Annotated in this window: 7 protein-coding genes; 3 read left to right on the forward strand and 4 right to left on the reverse strand. The window is 68.4% G+C overall.

The genetic code is table 11. The features are described from left to right. Window positions 1-363: 363 nt before the first annotated feature. Both ACIRG9_RS20740 and ACIRG9_RS20745 read right to left on the reverse strand, forming a co-directional pair. On the reverse strand, window positions 364-1,587 hold the full coding sequence (locus ACIRG9_RS20740; protein WP_402858088.1) for an MFS transporter: 1,224 nt from the start codon (window positions 1,585-1,587) through the stop codon (window positions 364-366). 251 nt (window positions 1,588-1,838) lie between these two features. Beyond that, on the reverse strand, window positions 1,839-2,537 hold the full coding sequence (locus ACIRG9_RS20745) for a TetR/AcrR family transcriptional regulator (RefSeq protein WP_402858091.1): 699 nt from the start codon (window positions 2,535-2,537) through the stop codon (window positions 1,839-1,841). 95 nt (window positions 2,538-2,632) lie between these two features. On the opposite strand from ACIRG9_RS20745, the gene ACIRG9_RS20750 reads away from it, so the two are divergent. Next, the gene (locus ACIRG9_RS20750; protein ID WP_402858094.1) at window positions 2,633-3,859 is read left to right on the forward strand and encodes a DUF418 domain-containing protein; all 1,227 of its coding nucleotides are present in this window, start codon (window positions 2,633-2,635) and stop codon (window positions 3,857-3,859) included. A gap of 356 nt (window positions 3,860-4,215) precedes the next feature. Here ACIRG9_RS20750 and eno read toward each other — a convergent pair whose 3' ends face one another. Both eno and ACIRG9_RS20760 read right to left on the reverse strand, forming a co-directional pair. Then, window positions 4,216-5,499: a phosphopyruvate hydratase gene (eno, locus tag ACIRG9_RS20755; RefSeq protein ID WP_402858097.1), complete on the reverse strand. Its 1,284-nt coding sequence runs from the start codon at window positions 5,497-5,499 to the stop codon at window positions 4,216-4,218. After that, entirely contained in the window at window positions 5,496-5,744 is a 249-nt protein-coding gene (locus ACIRG9_RS20760; RefSeq protein WP_402858100.1) for a hypothetical protein, read from the reverse strand. The genes eno and ACIRG9_RS20760 overlap by 4 nt, the downstream gene beginning before the upstream one ends. Window positions 5,745-6,073: 329 nt before the next feature. Between ACIRG9_RS20760 and ACIRG9_RS20765 the strand changes: the two genes are divergently transcribed. Together ACIRG9_RS20765 and ACIRG9_RS20770 are read left to right on the forward strand one after the other, a co-directional pair. Next, a complete protein-coding gene (locus tag ACIRG9_RS20765) occupies window positions 6,074-7,918 on the forward strand; it encodes a BTAD domain-containing putative transcriptional regulator (RefSeq protein ID WP_402858103.1) in 1,845 nt (614 codons plus the stop codon). 333 nt (window positions 7,919-8,251) lie between these two features. Further along, the gene (locus tag ACIRG9_RS20770) at window positions 8,252-16,573 is read left to right on the forward strand and encodes a DNRLRE domain-containing protein (protein WP_402858106.1); all 8,322 of its coding nucleotides are present in this window, start codon (window positions 8,252-8,254) and stop codon (window positions 16,571-16,573) included. Window positions 16,574-16,660: the final 87 nt, after the last annotated feature.

The raw sequence follows: 16,660 nt of genomic DNA on the forward strand, positions 1-16,660 counted from the left end.
GAACGCCGACGTTGGTCTTGCATCTCGGCCATAGCTCGCCGCGCCTTCCGCATGACTGGGTCACGCGTTATCGATGCGCGGGCCACCCGGCGCTGCCGTACAACGACGACGGCTGACGCGACGACGAGCAGCAGCGCTACACCGCCCAGGACGATCCAGAGCCAGGGCATCGTCAAGGTTCACTCCAATCGACCGCTGTGCGGGTTGCCTTAGCATGACCCATCAGCGCAATCGTTCCGCCGCGGGTGAATGTCAGGATCGTTTACAACGGCCGCTGTCCGCCGAGGAAGCTGCCCGACCACGGTCGTCCTCACGCCAGGGGGTGGGCTCGCTACCGTCCCTGACGGTTTCCGGCCGTATCTCTCATGCCGGCGTCCGTTGACCGGGCGTCGCCGGTTCCCCTTCCTCGGTGGTGCCGGCCCGGTCCCGCCGGTCGCGCAACGAGACACCCCACAGCACCATCGCCCCGAGCAGGGCGGCGACGGGCGCGATGGCCAGACCGTACCGCAGCCCGGTCGACACCAGCGGGCCGGCGAGCGCCGAGCCGGCGGCGCTGCCGATCACGAAGGTGGTGGCCACCCACGCGAACGCCTCGGCCACCGTCCCCGGCTCGGCCAGCCGCTCAGCGGTGAGGAAGATGGCGGTCAGCACCGGCGGCAGCGCGAACCCGCTGACCACCAGCAGGCCGGCCATCGGCACCGGACCCGGGGCGAGCAGCAACGGCAGGTACCCGGCGGCCAGACCGGCGGCCAGCAGCGGCAGCCGGCCCGGCCCGCCCGGCCGGGCCCGGGTGTAGAGCAACCCGCCGGCCAGCGCTCCGGCCGCCTGCGCCGCGAGCAGCCAACCGCTCAGTCGCCGGTCGCCGACCGCCTCCGCGTAGCCGGTAACCGCCACCGCGATGCTGCCGACCGCCGCACCGATACCGATCACCCCGGCCACCATGACCGCGAACCGGGGTACGCGCAGCGGTCCCGCCCAGTGCCGCACCGCCGGCACCCCGCGCCACGCCCGGGCGGCCGGTGCCATCGCGTACGCCGCCGTGCCGACGAGTTGCGCCACGGCGGCGGCGACCAGCCCGGCGGCCGGCCCGCCCAGGGCGATCGCGCTCAGGGTGACCAGCGGACCCACCACGAAGATCACCTCCTGGACCGCGATGTCGAGCGTGTACGCCGTCGGCACGGCGCTCGCTGGAAGCAGACTGGGCCAGAGGGTCCGCAGGCATGCCTCCAACGGAGGCGTACCGAGCCCGGCCACCGCCGCGCCGGTCACCGCACCCGTCAGGTGGCCGCCGGTCAGCGCCACCACGCTGAACCCGAGGCCGGAGAGGACCGCCGACCCCCACAGCACCGGTGGCTGCCGCCACCGGTCCACCGCCCGGGCCAGCAGGGGCGTGCCCACCGCCATGCCCGCCGTGTAGGCGGCGACCAGCAGGCCGGCGGTGGCCAGACTCAGCGACTGCCGGGCGAACAACAACAGGGCCAGCGGTCCGCTGGCGGTGGGCAGCCGGCCGACCTGGCTGCTGACGAGGACCCGTAGGACCTGGGGTGCGCGCAGCACCACCAGGATTCCGGAACTGTTGACGGACATGAGGCATCGCTCCCGGTGCACGCTTCGGGTTGGGGAAGAAGGGCGTTCAGCTCGGGAGCGGATCAGGGAGCGAAGTCAGCCCGCTCGTGATCGTTGCCGTACAGCGGCAGGGCGGGCGTGATCCACTGCGCGTATGCCGCAGCGACGGCCTCCACCGGAATCACCCGCCGACGGTAACCCATCTGTCGGGGTGGTGCGGTGCCGGTCGCGGTGGTCAAAGAGCATGCCGGCGCCCCTGGCCAGCCTGCTCGTCACGTTACGTCGCCGGCCGGTCCGGCGGTCGCCGCGAGGGTACGCAGCGCCTGGACCAGTTGCGTTGCGGCGGGCGCCCGTTCCGGGTCGAGCAGCCACTGCACAGTCAGCCCGATGATCACGGTCATCACCAGGTCCCCGACCTCGGACCCGGGGCCTCCCGCCGCCATGTCTCGAGCCCTGCCGCCCGCCCCGCTGCCGGTGCCGTCGGCGGGGTCCCTGCCGTTGGTGTTGGGGTTGGCGCGGTCGTTGCCGTTGGCGGTGTCGCCGGTGTCGCCGTTGCCGGGACCGTCCAGCACGACCGTGGTGAACGCGGCCCGCCCGGCGGCCATCGCGGCGGCGAGCCGTTCCCGCAGCTCGGGGCGGTGGTCGACCTGGGCTAGCAGGTCGACCGAGGCGGCCCAGAGCTGCCGGTGCCGGGTGACCGACTCCGACACCCCGGTCCAGATCGCGGTCAGCCGCTCCAGCGGGGTGGCGTCCGCGGCGACCGCGATGGCCTGTTCGAGTTCGTCGCCCCACTCGTCCATCGCCTCGATCATCGCGGCGGTGAGCAGGGCCTCCTTCGAGCCGAAGTGGTAGCCGATGGAGGCCAGGTTGGTGCCGGAGGCGGTGACGATGTCCCGCGCGGTGGTGCGGGCGTACCCGCGCTCGTAGAGGCAGCGCTTGGCGCCGGCGAGGAGTTGTTCCCGATGACCCACGCCGCGATCCTAACGTGTGCTATACGCCCGTCCAATACGTGTGTCTCATACAAGCGTCATAGACAGATGTATAGGACGTCCGTATATTCCTGACCATGAGCAGCCGAGCCCCGAGCCACGCGTCCGCCCGTCCGGCAGCGCCGGACCCGTCCTCAGCGACCACCGACCGTCGCCTCGGCGACGTCGATGCGCTGCGCAGCGTCGCGCTGTTCAGCATCCTGGTCGAAAACATCGCCTACTTCGCCACGGCCTTCCCGTGGCACGGCATCGACGACCCGGCCTTCTCCTCCGGCCTCGACCAGGGGGTGCGCTGGGTCGTCGCGCTGCTGTTCGAGCTGAAGTTCTATCTGCTCTTCGCGTTCCTGTTCGGCTACAGCTTCACGTTGCAGTTCGACTCCGCCGCCCGGCAGAACGCTGCCTTCGTACCCCGGTTCCTCCGCCGGCTGGCCGGACTGTTCGTGATCGGCGCCGCACACGCCGTACTGCTGTTCCACGGCGACATCCTCACCACGTACGCCGTGCTCGGGCTGATCCTGCTGGCCGTACGCGGCATCCGGCCCCGGACCGCGCTGATCGCCGCCGGAGTGCTGACCGGGATAGTCGCGCTCTTCATGACGATGTCGGCGCTGTCGGGCACGGTCTTCGCCCCGGACCCGGCGGCCGCGATCGCCGCCGGGCAGGAGTCCACCGAGGCGCTACGCGCCGGCCCGGGCTCGGTGATCGCCGAGCACCTCCGCTCGATGCCGCAGATGCTCGGCGCCCTCGCCGGCTTCCAGGGGCCGCTGGCGATGGCCGCGTTCCTGGTCGGCCTGGCCGCCGGCAAGCGGCAGGTGCTCGCCGACGCCGGGCGGCACCGGCGCACGCTGCGGATCATCCAGTACGTCGGATATCCGGTCGGCCTCGCCGGCGGGGTGGTGCTGGCCAGTACCGGCGGCACCACCCGGATGAACATGTTCGCCGTGGCGATCTCGGTGCTGACCGCGCCACTGCTCACCGCCGCCTACGTCAGCACCCTGCTGGAGTTCTTCCGTACCCGGTCGGGGCGGCGCCTGGCCGCCGCGCTCACGCCGGCCGGGAGCATGACGCTGAGCAACTACCTCGGCCAGTCGCTGGTCTGCGCGATCCTCTTCACCGGATGGGGTTTCGGACTCGTCGGCCACGTCTCGCCGCTGACCACCGTGCTCCTCGCCGTCGCAATCTTCCTGCTCCAGCTCCTGGTCAGCGCGCGCTGGCTGGCAACCCACCGCTACGGCCCGGCCGAGTACTGCCTGCGTGCCTTCACTTACGCGGTCCGCCCGGCCTGGCGTCGCCAGCCGAACTGACACCGCACCGCCACCCCGACATCCCGTCGCCTCGACGAGGATCGACGCGTTGCGGTCCGCGCGACGCGTCGATCGGCCGGGTTCACGTCGACCCGAGACGGCGGCGGATCAGTCGGACCGGACCGGCCGCGCTCTCGTTGCCGTACCGCTATCTCGGCGCCGACGACCGTGCGGGTCCCAACTACATCGGCCAGCCCGCTGTGGTTGTCCAGCAGGGGCCCCGGACTCAGCGGCCAACCGTCGTCAACGCGTGTCAATGGCTCGATCGAGGCAAGGAAGGTGTGGCGAAACACTCGCGGCAATCGACCGTCGCCGCTCGGACCGCGCCGCTGAGGCCCGGAACGGCGACAGGCTGGTCAGGGCCGGACGGTCAGTGCCGTGCGGCCGGCGTAGAGGGCGCGCTCGCCGAGTTCCTCCTCGATGCGGATCAGCTGGTTGTACTTCGCCGTCCGATCGGACCGCGAAAGCGATCCGGTCTTGATCTGTCCACACACCGTCCCGACGGCGAGGTCCGCGATTGTGGTGTCCTCCGTCTCGCCGGACCGGTGCGACATCACTACCGTGTAGCCGGCCTTGTGCGCGGTGTCCACGGTGGTGAGGGTCTCGGTCAGCGTGCCGATCTGGTTGACCTTGACCAGGATCGAGTTTGCGTACCCGCCCTCGATGCCGTCCCGCAGCCGCACCACGTTCGTGCAGAACACGTCGTCACCGACGAGCTGTGCCCGGTCCCCGGCGACTGCCATCAGCTGCTTCCACCCATCGATGTCGTCCTCGGCCATCGGGTCCTCGATGGAGGCGATCGGGTAGCGGGCGATGAGCTCGGCGAGATACGCGACGTGCTCCTCCATGGTCCGCTTGCGTCCCTCGCCCGCGTAGTCGTAGACGCCGTCACGATAGAACTCGGAGCTGGCCGGGTCCAGGCAGATGGAGATGTCCCGGCCCGGCTCGTAACCGGTCTCCTCGATCGCCCGCACCACGAACTGCAGCGCCTCGTCGGCGGTGGCGAGGTTCGGAGCGAAGCCGCCCTCGTCGCCCACGTTGGTGTTGTGCCCCGCCTTGGCCAGGGACTTCCGCAGCGTGTGGAACACCTCGGAGCCCATCCGTACGGCCTCGGCGAAGCTCGGCGCCCCGATCGGCGCGATCATGAACTCCTGAAAGTCGAGCAGGTTGTCCGCGTGCACCCCGCCGTTGACGATGTTCATCATCGGCACCGGCAGCAGCCGGGCCCCGACGCCACCCACGTACCGGTACAGCGGCTGGCGGTGGGCGACGGCCGCCGCTCGCGCGGTGGCCAGCGAAACCCCGAGGATCGCGTTGGCGCCGAGGTTGCCCTTGTTCGGGGTGCCGTCCAGGGCGATCATCGTCTCGTCGACTCCAGCCTGGTCCTCCGCGTCCAGGCCCACCACGGCTTCGGCGATCACGCCGTTCACGGCGTCAACGGCCCTGCGTACGCCCTTGCCATGGAAGCGGCTCGCGTCGCCGTCGCGCAGTTCGACGGCCTCGTTGGCGCCGGTCGACGCCCCGGACGGCACCGCCGCCCGGCCGAGGGAGCCGTCGTCGAGTACGACGTCCACCTCGACGGTCGGGTTTCCCCGGCTGTCGAGGATCTGACGGCCGGTGATGCGGCTGATTACGGTCATTCCACTCCTCCGAATAGGGCTCGTCCTGGTCCGTAGGGACGGACCGCGACGAGCGTATCGGCTGGCTGACCCTCGGTCGTCTCGCTGACCGTCTGGTGGAAACCCTGGGACCGTTTGCGCGGGCCGAAGATCCGTTCGGCGAACTCCGCAGGCAGGTGATCATCAGGGTCGGCGGTGTTCTGGAACAGGGCGAGGCTGTAGGCGAGGAACGGTCCGTAGACGAAGCCGCCGAACGCGAAGAGCAAATATCAGCCCGGGTTGGGGTCAAGGTCGGGTGACGGCGTTCACGACCGTAGGCAACGGTGTCGGTTCTGTCGCCGTGGGCCGACCTCGGGTTGGTAGCGTGGGTGCCCGATCCTGCCAGGTCCTGGCCCGAAAGGACAGTCGGCGGGCTGTCGGTCGCCCTACCTGCTGTCCCATGGTGATCCGATGCGTTTTCGACGGCATCGACGTTACGTGGACACGCCGCTCATCGGTATTGATTTTCATCACCTTAAGCTGCTCGTTCATCGTCTTGTCGGACAGTGATGGTCTTCTCTAGCCTGGCCGCTCCTGAGATCAGCAGGGAGCGGGCATGATGGAACTGCGGATTCGGCTTCTGGGCCCGGTGGAAGTCGTCAACAACGGCCAGGATGTCACCCCTGGAGGGGCCAAGCGGCGAACGGTTCTGGCGGGCCTGGCACTTGAGGCGAATCGGCCCGTCTCGCTGGCCCGGTTGGCCGGCATGGTGTGGCGCGACGCCCCGCCGGCCTCCGCCGTGGCCAACCTACGGTCCCACGTCGCCGCGTTGCGGTCCACGTTCGGCGCTCGCCTCGTCGCCCGCTCGCAGGCGTACGAGCTGCAGCTGGCGGCGCATGAGCTGGACGTGACCGAGTTCCAGCGGCTGGCGGGGGAGGGGCGCGCCATACTGGCCAGTGACCCGGTCGGCGCCATCGGGAGACTGGGGAGCGCGCTGGCGCAGTGGCGCGGTGCCTGCGGCGACGGCCTGCCACGCGGCACGGTGTTGGACAATCGCTGGGCGAGCCTCGATGAGCAGCGACTGCAGGTCTTCGAGGAACTGGCCGAGGCCCGACTGACGGCCGGCCAGCATGCGCAGCTGCTGGCCGAGCTGCGCGGCCACGTCGCCGCACACCCGCTGCGGGAGCGGGCCTGGTCGCAGCTCATGCTCGCCCTCTATCGCTGTGGGGACGTGCCGGCGGCGCTCGCCGTCTACCAGGACGCGCGGGCGGTCTTCAGCGAGCAGCTCGGCATCGAGCCCAGCGGCGAGCTGACCGGCCTGCACCGTGCGGTGCTCGACCGGGCACCGGAGCTGTCGTGGACGATGCCGGCCGGGCCCACGGTCACGCCGACGGCACCGACCGCGGTGGGCTCGTCCGTCGGGTGGGCGGTGCCTCGGGAGCTTCCGGCGGACCTGGTCACCTTCGTCGCCCGCCCTCGGGAGACCGCCGATGTCGTCGCCGCCCTGCACGGCCCGGCGCCGGCGGCGGTGATCGTCACCGGTGCCGCGGGTAGCGGCAAGACGGCGCTGGCGGTCCGCGCCGCGCACCAGGTGGCCGCCGACTTCCCGGACGGGCAGGTCTTCGCGGACCTCGACCACCGGACCGCGGTGACGCCGGGTGAGGTGCTGGCCCGGGTGCTGCGCGCGTTAGGGGTGGCGGCGACCGACGTGCCCGAGAACGCCGACGAGCGGGCTGGCTGGTTCCGGTCGCTGGTGGCCGGGCGCCGGCTGTTGGTGGTCGTCGACGGTGTCACCAGGGCGGCCCAGGTGCGGCCGCTGCTTCCCGCCGGCCCGGGACCTGCCCTGGTCGCCGTCGGTTCCCGAAGACTCGGCAGCCTGGACGGGGTTCGGCGGGTGGCGCTGCGGCCGTTGGGGGTGGCGCAGGCGCGGGACCTGCTCGCCACCACTGTGGGGCGGCAACGGCTGACGGCCGATGGTGCGGCGACGGCGGAGCTGGTCCGGCTGTGCGCCGGCTCGGTGCTGGCGTTGCGGGTCGCCGGCGCGCGCCTGGCGCGCTGGCCGACCATGCCGGTGGCCACCCTCGTCGCCGAGCTCGGCGACGACCGTCACCGGCTGGACCTGCTCGCCGACGAGGACCTGTCGGTGCGAGCCAGTCTGGCCAGTATCGTTGCCGCCGTCCGCGCCGAGGACGAAGTGACCGGCCAGCTCCTGAAACTGCTCGGTACCCATCCCGACACGCAGGATCTGGTGGACCGGGCCGCCACCCAACTGGTCGTCAGCACCCAACGAATCCGGCGGGCGTTGGACAGCCTCGTCGACGCTCACCTGCTCTTTCCGGACGGTTCCGCCGGGTACCGCCTGCCGGCTCTGGTCCGCGAGTACCTCACCGAGCTGGCCGCCGTGCCGGCCGCGCCGATGCATGCCCGTCCTGGTCCTCGGATCGGTCCGGTCGCGGCCTGAGTGGCCGAGCATCTCGTCCGCTCACGTCGTGCCGGCTCGCCGGGAGCCGGAATGTATCTCGACGATATCGATGCGTATAGAAGTCGTTTCTAGCCTGCACTCGTCGTGTCTCCAAGGGACCGGAGGGTGACGGTGAAGGGACGATCGCGGGGCCTCCTGATCGGGGGGCTGGTGGTGGCCATGGTGGTCACGTTGGGTGGGACGGAGGTCCTTCCGGGCCGTGATCCTGACCCCGCCGGCCAGGCTGCAGGTGGCGACAAGGATGAGTCGGGTGGTCTGTTGTCGCGGTTGGGTGATGCCGCGCGTGGGCTGTCTGATGGTGGTGCGGGTCGGGTGCGGCCGGAGGTGGTCGCCGCGGGGTTGTTCCAGGCGGAGAAGCCGTTGGCGGCGAAGGCGTGGCCGGCGCAGAAGCGGGTCAAGGAGTTGACCGGCAAGCGAACGGCGAACACCAGGACCTACCAACTCTCTGACGGCCGTACCCAGGCGGAGATCTCGGCGGTGCCGCTGCACTACCGGGACGCGAACGGCCGGTGGCAGTCGATCGACACCACCGTGCGTTCGACCGGCGAGAAGGGGTATGTGCAGGGCAACCGCACGAACACGTTCACCAGCTTGTTCGGGGGCAGCTCGAAGGATCTGGTCCGGTTCGAGGCCGAGGGCCGGAGCGTCGAGCTGGGCTTGGCGGGCGCGGCGAGGAGTGTGACGCCGCGGGTTTCCGGGTCGACGGTGACGTATCCGGGTATCGCCGGTGGCGCTGACGTGGTGTACGACGTCACCTCGACGGCGTTGAAGGAGAAGATCGTTCTGGCGAAGGCGCCGGCTGGTCCGGTGTCGTACACGTTCACCCTGGACACCACGGGCCTGTCCGCGCAGCAGCGGGCGGACGGTTCGATTGCGTTTGTTCGCCTGTCTGGTGGTGAGCCGGTGTTCGTGATGCCGGCGCCGTTCATGTATGACTCGAAGGCGGACAGGGCGTCTCCGTATGGCCGGGTGTGGTCGGATCGGGTCAGCCAGCGGGTGCAGCAGGTGTACGGGCAGACCACCGTCACGGTGTCCGCGGACGCGGCCTGGTTGGCGGATCGGGCGCGGGTGTATCCGGTGGTGATTGATCCGACGATCAAGATTCAGCCGGTGCCGACGGACGCGCAGGACGTGCAGATCTACTCGGGTAACACGGGTAAGAACTACAACGACACGTACCAGTTGAAGGTTGGCACGGACGAGACGCAGGCGTGGCGGTCGTTGCTGAAGTTCAATCTGGATTCGGTTCCGGTGAACACGCCGATCGACGACGCGCAGTTGCAGTTGTACTACGACCAGACCCACACCACGTATGAGTACGACGTGCCGATGGAGGTCGGTCGGGTCACCACGGGGTGGACGGCGGACACGGCGACGTGGGCGAACATGTCCGGCAACATCACCGGGACGCCGGCGGCGAACGTGGTGACGGTGGACGACGGGGATCCGGGCACGTCGGTGGTCGGCTCGTGGCCGTACTCGGGGAACACCGAGATGACGGCGAAGGCGGTCAACGGCGATTACCGGGTGAACAACGACGCCACGACCGGTGACACGCACACCTGGGTGCCGACGTTGACGGAGTCGGGTGACTACAAGGTCGAGGTGCACTATGTCGGTGCTTTCGACCGGGCCACCAACGCCCCCTACACCGTGTACTACTCGGGTGGGTCGAAGGCGTACCCGGTCAATCAGACCACTCCGGACAGCGCCGGGGCGTGGGTGACCTTGGGTACGCATCCGTTCGTGGCCGGGACCAGCGGGAAGGTTGTGCTGGGGGATGTGGCGAACAAGGCGGTCATCGCCGACGCGGTCCGGTTCACGAAGGTCGGGGCGTTCAAGGCGGCCGGTAAGTCGAGTGTGTGGACCTCGTTCCCGGTGCGCAACCTGGTGCAGGACTGGGTGAACAGGACGTACACCAACCACGGTTTCATGGTCAAGGCGGTGGATGAGGCGACCAAGGGCCGGGGTGGGCCGGTCTATGAGGCGTCGGAGTACGCGTACGCCAACGACCGCCGGGACCACAACCTGCCGAAGCTGGTCGTCACGTACGGGCGTCCGGGTGTGGCGGTGAATCCGCCGACGACGGTCACCTCGACCGGTGCGGTGCTGGACTGGCCGGCGTACTCGGGTTCGGACATTGTCGAGTATCAGGTGCACCGGAGTGTGTTGCAGAACTTCACCCCGTCCGCGGCGACGTTGGTCGCTCCGGTGTCGTCGGGTGCCCGCACCTATGAGGACACGACGGCGGTGCCGACGGCGGCGGACAACACCGACCCGATGGCGCGGAAGTTCTACTACTACATGGTGGCGGTGAAGACCGCCGACGGTCGGTTGATCGCGGGTCCGACGCAGCCGGCGATGCTGCCCAAGGCCGGGCAGATCACCCGGATCTACCGCACCGGGGTGGAGGACACCACGCTGTCCGCGGCCCGCCCCACGGAGAACGCCGATGTCTACGGCGGTGCGTCCGGTGATCCGTACGTGTCGCCGGGAAACAACTCGAGCTTCTACGGCAGGACCCGCGGCCTGGTGAAGTTCCCCGGCCTGGAGGGCATTCCCACGAACGCTCAGGTCGTGGGCGCCGAGTTGCGGATGTGGAACACCTACCTCCTGCCGGGCACCAACACCAGCGACTACGTCGACGTGTACCGGTTGACCCGTTCGTTCAACCAGACCCGCGCCACCTGGAACACCTCCGACGGCAGCACCGCGTGGACCACCCCGGGCGGTGACTACGACACCGCCTGGAAGGCCGGGTTCAACGGGTTCACCAACGACCCGGAGTGGGAGACCTGGGACGTCACCTCCCCGGTGAAGGGCTGGCTGACCAACCCGGCCAGCAACTACGGCCTGATGCTGCGCATGCGCGACGAAGCCGCCCAGACCGCACGCGCGATGCTCCTCTCCGCCGAAGCACCGGAACCGCTGCTGCGCCCGACGCTGGAGGTCACCTACCTGGAGCAGACCGCCGAGTCGACGTACTACGCCGCCGAGACCCCGCAACTGCTACTGCCGGACGCCACCTACACCGTTCCGGTGACGGTGTCGAACCCGACCCTGGCCACGTGGAACCCGACCGACTGGGAGATCTCCTACGACTGGAAGCGGGCCGACGGCGTCACCGACGGCGCGGACTCCAGCTTCGAGCTGCGCACGCCGCTGCCGGCGAGCGTTCCGCCCGGCGGCACCGTCGACGTTGCCGCACAGGTGAAGGCCCCGCCGTCGTCGGTGGAGGGGAACAAGCGCACCGACTACGTCATCGAGTGGGAGCTGCAGAACAAGAACACCGGCAAGAAGCTGTCGGAGACCACGCCCATCGAGCCGTTGGCGCAGCGGGTGGCGGTGGAGGAGCCGACCTCCGACCAGCTGGGCCTGGAGAAGTTCTACTCGTACGCGGGGAAGAACACCGGTGCCGGCGGCACGCTGATGAACAACCTGTACTCCGGCAACACGGTCTGGTCGTACGACGCGTTCACCAACCCGTCGCGGGGCCTGTCGACGTTCGTGCGGCTGGCGTACAACTCGCTCGACACCTCGGACACGGTGGCCGGCTACGGGTGGTCCCTGCAAGCCAGCTCGATGATGCGGCTGGGTACGCCGTTGGACTTCCACCCGAACCAGAACCCGACGACGGTCACCATGACCGACGGGGACGGCACCAGCCACTGGTTCACCTGGGATGCGGCGACCTCGACGTGGAAGAGCCCGAAGGGCGTGCACCTGTATCTGGAGAAGGTCACCGAAGTCACCTGCAAGCCGAACACGCAGGAGCCGAAGGCGTGGCGGCTGACCAGGCCGGACCGTACGCAGTTCTTCTACGACTGCGAGGGCTTCCTGTCCAGCGCGGTGGACAACAACGGCAACGAAATGGTGTTCACCTACGAGGAGCGCAAGTCGAACAACGCTCCGACGAAGTTCCTGAAATACATCACCGACCCGACGGGCCGGCGGACGCTGACCGTCGACTACTACGTCAAGGGCCAGGACTACGACTACATCGACGACACCACCTGGACCCGTAAGTCGGCGACGAAGCTGACCAACCCGAAGATCATCGACCACGTCTCGCAGATCACCGACGTCTCCGGCCGGAAGTTGACCTTCACGTACACGGACAAGGGTCTGCTCGGTGAGCTGGTCGACGGCGCCGGGTCGACCAACGGCGCGCCGAAGACGTTCAAGTTCGCCTACGACATGACGCAGGGGAACAAGAACGTCAAGCTGGTCAAGGTCACCGACCCGCGCGGCAACGCCACCGGCCTGACGTACAACTATCCGCAGAACGGGGACGACCCGAAGTTCCACTGGACCACCAAGTCGTACCGGGACCGGCTGGGCAACGACACCGCCTTCGGGTACGTGGACCCGGACGGTCCGCAGGGCAAGAACATCAACGCCACGGTGACCGACGCGGAGAACCACACCACGCAGTACCAGATGGACGGCTTTGGCCGGCCCGTCCAGACCACGGACGCGAAGAACCAGGTCACCAAGCTCGAGTGGGACGACGACCACAACGTCAGCAAGCTCACCGAGCCCAACGGCGCCGCGTCGACCTGGGCGTACGACCCCAAGACCGGCTTCCCGACGCAGATTCGGGACGCCGAGGCGGTCCGCAACGGCTGGCCGGGCACGGTGATGACCTACCAGCGGCAGCTCAACGGCTATGTCGCTGACCTGACCGAGAAGACCAGCTCGGAGGGGCGGAAGTGGACCTTCGGGTACGAGCCCGACGGTGACCTGTCCTGGGTCGTCGACCCGATCGGCAACACCACGACGGACCCGAACGACTACAAGACGTCCTACACGTACGACGCGTGGGGTCAGATGCTGACGGCGACCGACGCCAACGGCAACACCACCAAAAACGACCAGTTCGACCCGAACGGCTACCCGCAGACCATCATCGACGCCGACACCAAGCAGACGACGTTCGTCTACGACGTGCGGGGACAGGTCCGCAAGGTCACCGACGCGCTCGACCACGACACCACCCAGAGCTACGACACGTTCGGGCGTCCGCTGGAGAACAGGGTGGCCAGGAAGCAGGCCGCCGACGACTGGATCACCACCCCGGCACCCACCTATGACGCGAACGACAACGTCACCGAGTCGACCGCGCCCAACGGCGCCGTCACGACGGCATTCTACGACGCGGCCGATCAGCTCACCTGGACCAAGGCGCCGGTCGACGTCGTGGGTGACCCGGAGCGCAAGACCTCCTACACCTACGACAAGGTCGGCAACATCAAGACCACCACCGAGCCGAAGGGCAACCTGACCCCGCAGGGCGGCGACTACACCACCACCAACGTCTACGACCCGATCTACCAGCTCACCTCGGTGACCAACGCCAAGGGCGAGACGATCACCTACGAGTACGACACCGCCGGCAACGTGGTCACCGTGGTCGACCCGCGTAAGAACGCCACCCCCGACCCGGCCGACTACACCAGCAAGATGGAGTACGACCGGGCGCACCGGGTCACCAAGAGCATCGACGCGATCGGCAAGTTCACCACCAGCACCTACGACCGCGACGGTCTGGTCACGGCGACCATCGACCAGCTGGGCAACACCACCCAGGTCACCCTCGACGCCCGGGGCATGCCGACCGAGGTGAAGGTGCCACACAAGAACGACGGCGCCACCACCACCTACCGCACCACCCGGTACGAGTACGACCAGGTCGGCAACCAGACCAAGGTGATCAGCCCGCGTGGTGTGGCCACCACCGACGACCCGGACGACTTCGCCACCGTCACCGTCTACGACAAGCTCAACCGGGTCAAGGAGACCCGCACCGCGTACGACAGGGACGACGCCCGCTACAAGACCGCCGACGTCACCACCTACACCTACGACGCGGTCGGCCGCCTGGCCACCCTGTCCGCACCGCCGTCGGCCGGGCAGTCGGTCCGCAACGACACCACCTACACCTACTACGACAACGGCTGGACGAAGTCGTCCACCGACCCGTGGGACATCGTCACCTCCTACGACTACAACAAGCTCGGCGCCCAGACCTCCAGGACGGTCGCGTCGGCGGGCGGGTCGTCGAACCGGACGATGACCTGGTCCTACTTCCCCGACGGCAAACTCGCGACCCGCACCGACGACGGCGTGCCCGTCGGCAAGCAGGTCGTCCTGGTCGACAACTCCGACTTCAACAACACCTCGACCACCGGCACCGGCGCCTGGACCGCCGCCAACACCGCGACCGGCAAGTACGGCACCGACTACGCCACCCGCCCGGCGGGCACCGGCACCAACACCTTCACCTGGCAACTCAACGTGCCGCAGGCCGGTACGTACGAGGTGTTCGCCCAATACCCGCAGGTCACCGGCGCCGCCACCGACGCCAAGTACACCGTCAAGCACGGCGGCGGTGACACCGTCAAGACCGTCAACCAGACCACCAACACCGGCACCTGGGTCAGCCTCGGCTCCTACAGCTTCACCGAAGGCAACACCCACACGGTGTCCCTGACCGACCAGGCCACCGGCACCGTCGTCGCCGACGCGGTCAAACTCGTCCGCGACAACACGGCCGACGTCGACGACGAGAAGGTCGACTACAGCTACCGCTACGACCCGAACGGCAACCAGACCAGGATCGAGGACAAGAGCGCCGGCGCGCTGATCGACACCTACGAGATGGCCTACACGGATCTCAACCAGGTCGAGACGGTACGCGAGCTCAAGGCGGGCGGGCTGAAGAACACGACGTCCTTCAGCTACAACGAGAACGGGTCGCCGCTGACGGTCGGGCACGACCGGACGTATTCCAAGTACACCTACGAGGCTCGCGACCTGGTGGAGACGGTCCTCAACGGAGCGTCCGCGAACGATCCCGAGCGGAAGACGACGACCTTCACGTACACCGACCGGGGAGAGCGACTCCAGCAGGTCAAGGGCAACGGCAATGTGGTCGACCACACGTACTACCTGGACGGGTTGCCGAAGACCCAGGTCGAGAAGACGGCCGGCGGCAGGGTCGTCGCCGACTACCACATGGAGTACGACCTCAACGGCAACCGGAAACGCAGCACGACGACCAAGATGAACGCCGACGACAACTCGGCCACGTTGAGCACCCAGTACGACTACACCTACGACCCGCGGGACCGGATCGCCTCGGTCATCAAGACCGGGACCGGCGCCGGGGTGGAGAACTACGCCCACGACGCCAACAACAACGTGGTTACCCAGTCGGCTGACGGGGTCACCACCAGCTTCGAGTACGACCGGAACCGGCTGTTGACGTCGACGACGTCCGGGCTCAAGTCCTCCTACAACTACGACCCGTTCGGCCGCCTGGACGCCGTCACCGCCGGTGGCACGCTCCTGCAGCGCAACGTCTACGACGGCTTCGACCGGGTCGTCGAGAATCGGACCAGCACGTCGGTCACGAAGTTCACGTTCGATCCCCTGGACCGTACGAGGACCGAGACGACCGACGCTGGTACGGCCAAGGCGGAGACCACCACCTTCGACTACCTGGGCCTGTCCCGCGACGTCATCGACGAAGAGGTGGCCGGTTCGGTGACCCGGTCCTACCAGTACTCGCCCTGGGGCGAACGGCTCGCGCAGGTCACCCACAAGTCGGGCGGCGCCAAGGAGTACGCCTACTACGGGTACAACACGCACACAGATGTCGAGGTGCTGACGGGCGCCGGCGGAAACGCGCTGGCCACCTACGGCTACACCGCCTACGGCAGCGACGACACCGCCCAGTTCACCGGTCTCGACAAGGCGGATCCGGCGAACCCGGACAAGAAGCCGTACAACACCTACCGGTACAACGCCAAGCGGGTGCAGGGCGGCGGTTCCGGAACCTACGACATGGGCTTCCGGAAGTACGATCCGGGTCTCAACCGGTTCCTGACCCGCGACAGCTACAACGGCGCCCTGGCCGACCTGCGGCTCGGCCTCGACCCCTGGAACGCCAACCGGTACGCCTTCGCCGGCGGCAACCCGATCTCCCGCGTCGAGATCGACGGTCACTCGTCGTGCAGCTGGAATCCCCTCACCTGGGGCGACTGCGCGAAGGACGCCTACAACGCGGTGGACGAATTCGTCACCAACACGGTTCCCGAGTTCGTGACCGAGGACATCCCCGAATGGTGGAACGAGACCGCCGTCCCGGCGTTGAAGGAGACCTGGGAGGACGTCAAGCAGGGAGCCAGCGACGCCTGGGACAAGACGAAGGAAGTTGCCAACAAGGTGATGGACTCCGACTTCGTCGCAGGTGCCGCAGACTGGTGGAACAAGTACGGCGGATACGTCGGCTTGGGGGCTGCGGCGCTCTGCATCGTCGTCACCGCGGGTGCCTGCAGCGCGCTCGCCCTGGTCGTCGCCGGCGTGAGCATCATGTCGCGCGGCTACAACCTCAGGGAGAAGGAAAAGGCGGGAACCGTCACGACGTGGGACTACGTCGACGCGGGGACCGGCGCCGCCATGGATCTGATGTTCGCCTTCGTGCCAGGGGCCCGGGTGAAGGGGGTCAAGTTCTGGGACACTCCGTTCAATACCTTCGTTGCCGGATCTGCCGCTCAGGCCGGAGCCTGGACGGCTGGCCAGCTCTATCCCGGCGGCCTCTTGTTCAACACATTCCTTGAAGGTAAGTAGGCAGTCCGCGATCATGTCGTGACGACGTGTCGGGGGTCGCTGGGCGACCGGTCCAGCGACCCCCGACCACGGTGTTGAAGGAGCCGA

It is taken from the genome of Micromonospora sp. NPDC093277 (assembly GCF_044765245.1).
Classification (GTDB): Bacteria; Actinomycetota; Actinomycetes; order Mycobacteriales; family Micromonosporaceae; genus Micromonospora.

Bases quoted from the DNA above. Each gene is read 5' to 3' on its own strand.
- eno (WP_402858097.1), bottom strand. From the start codon at position 5,499: ATGACCGTAATCAGCCGCATCACCGGCCGTCAGATCCTCGACAGCCGG.
- ACIRG9_RS20765 (WP_402858103.1), top strand. From the start codon at position 6,074: ATGATGGAACTGCGGATTCGGCTTCTGGGCCCGGTGGAAGTCGTCAAC.
- ACIRG9_RS20750 (WP_402858094.1), top strand. From the start codon at position 2,633: ATGAGCAGCCGAGCCCCGAGCCACGCGTCCGCCCGTCCGGCAGCGCCG.
- ACIRG9_RS20740 (WP_402858088.1), bottom strand. From the start codon at position 1,587: ATGTCCGTCAACAGTTCCGGAATCCTGGTGGTGCTGCGCGCACCCCAG.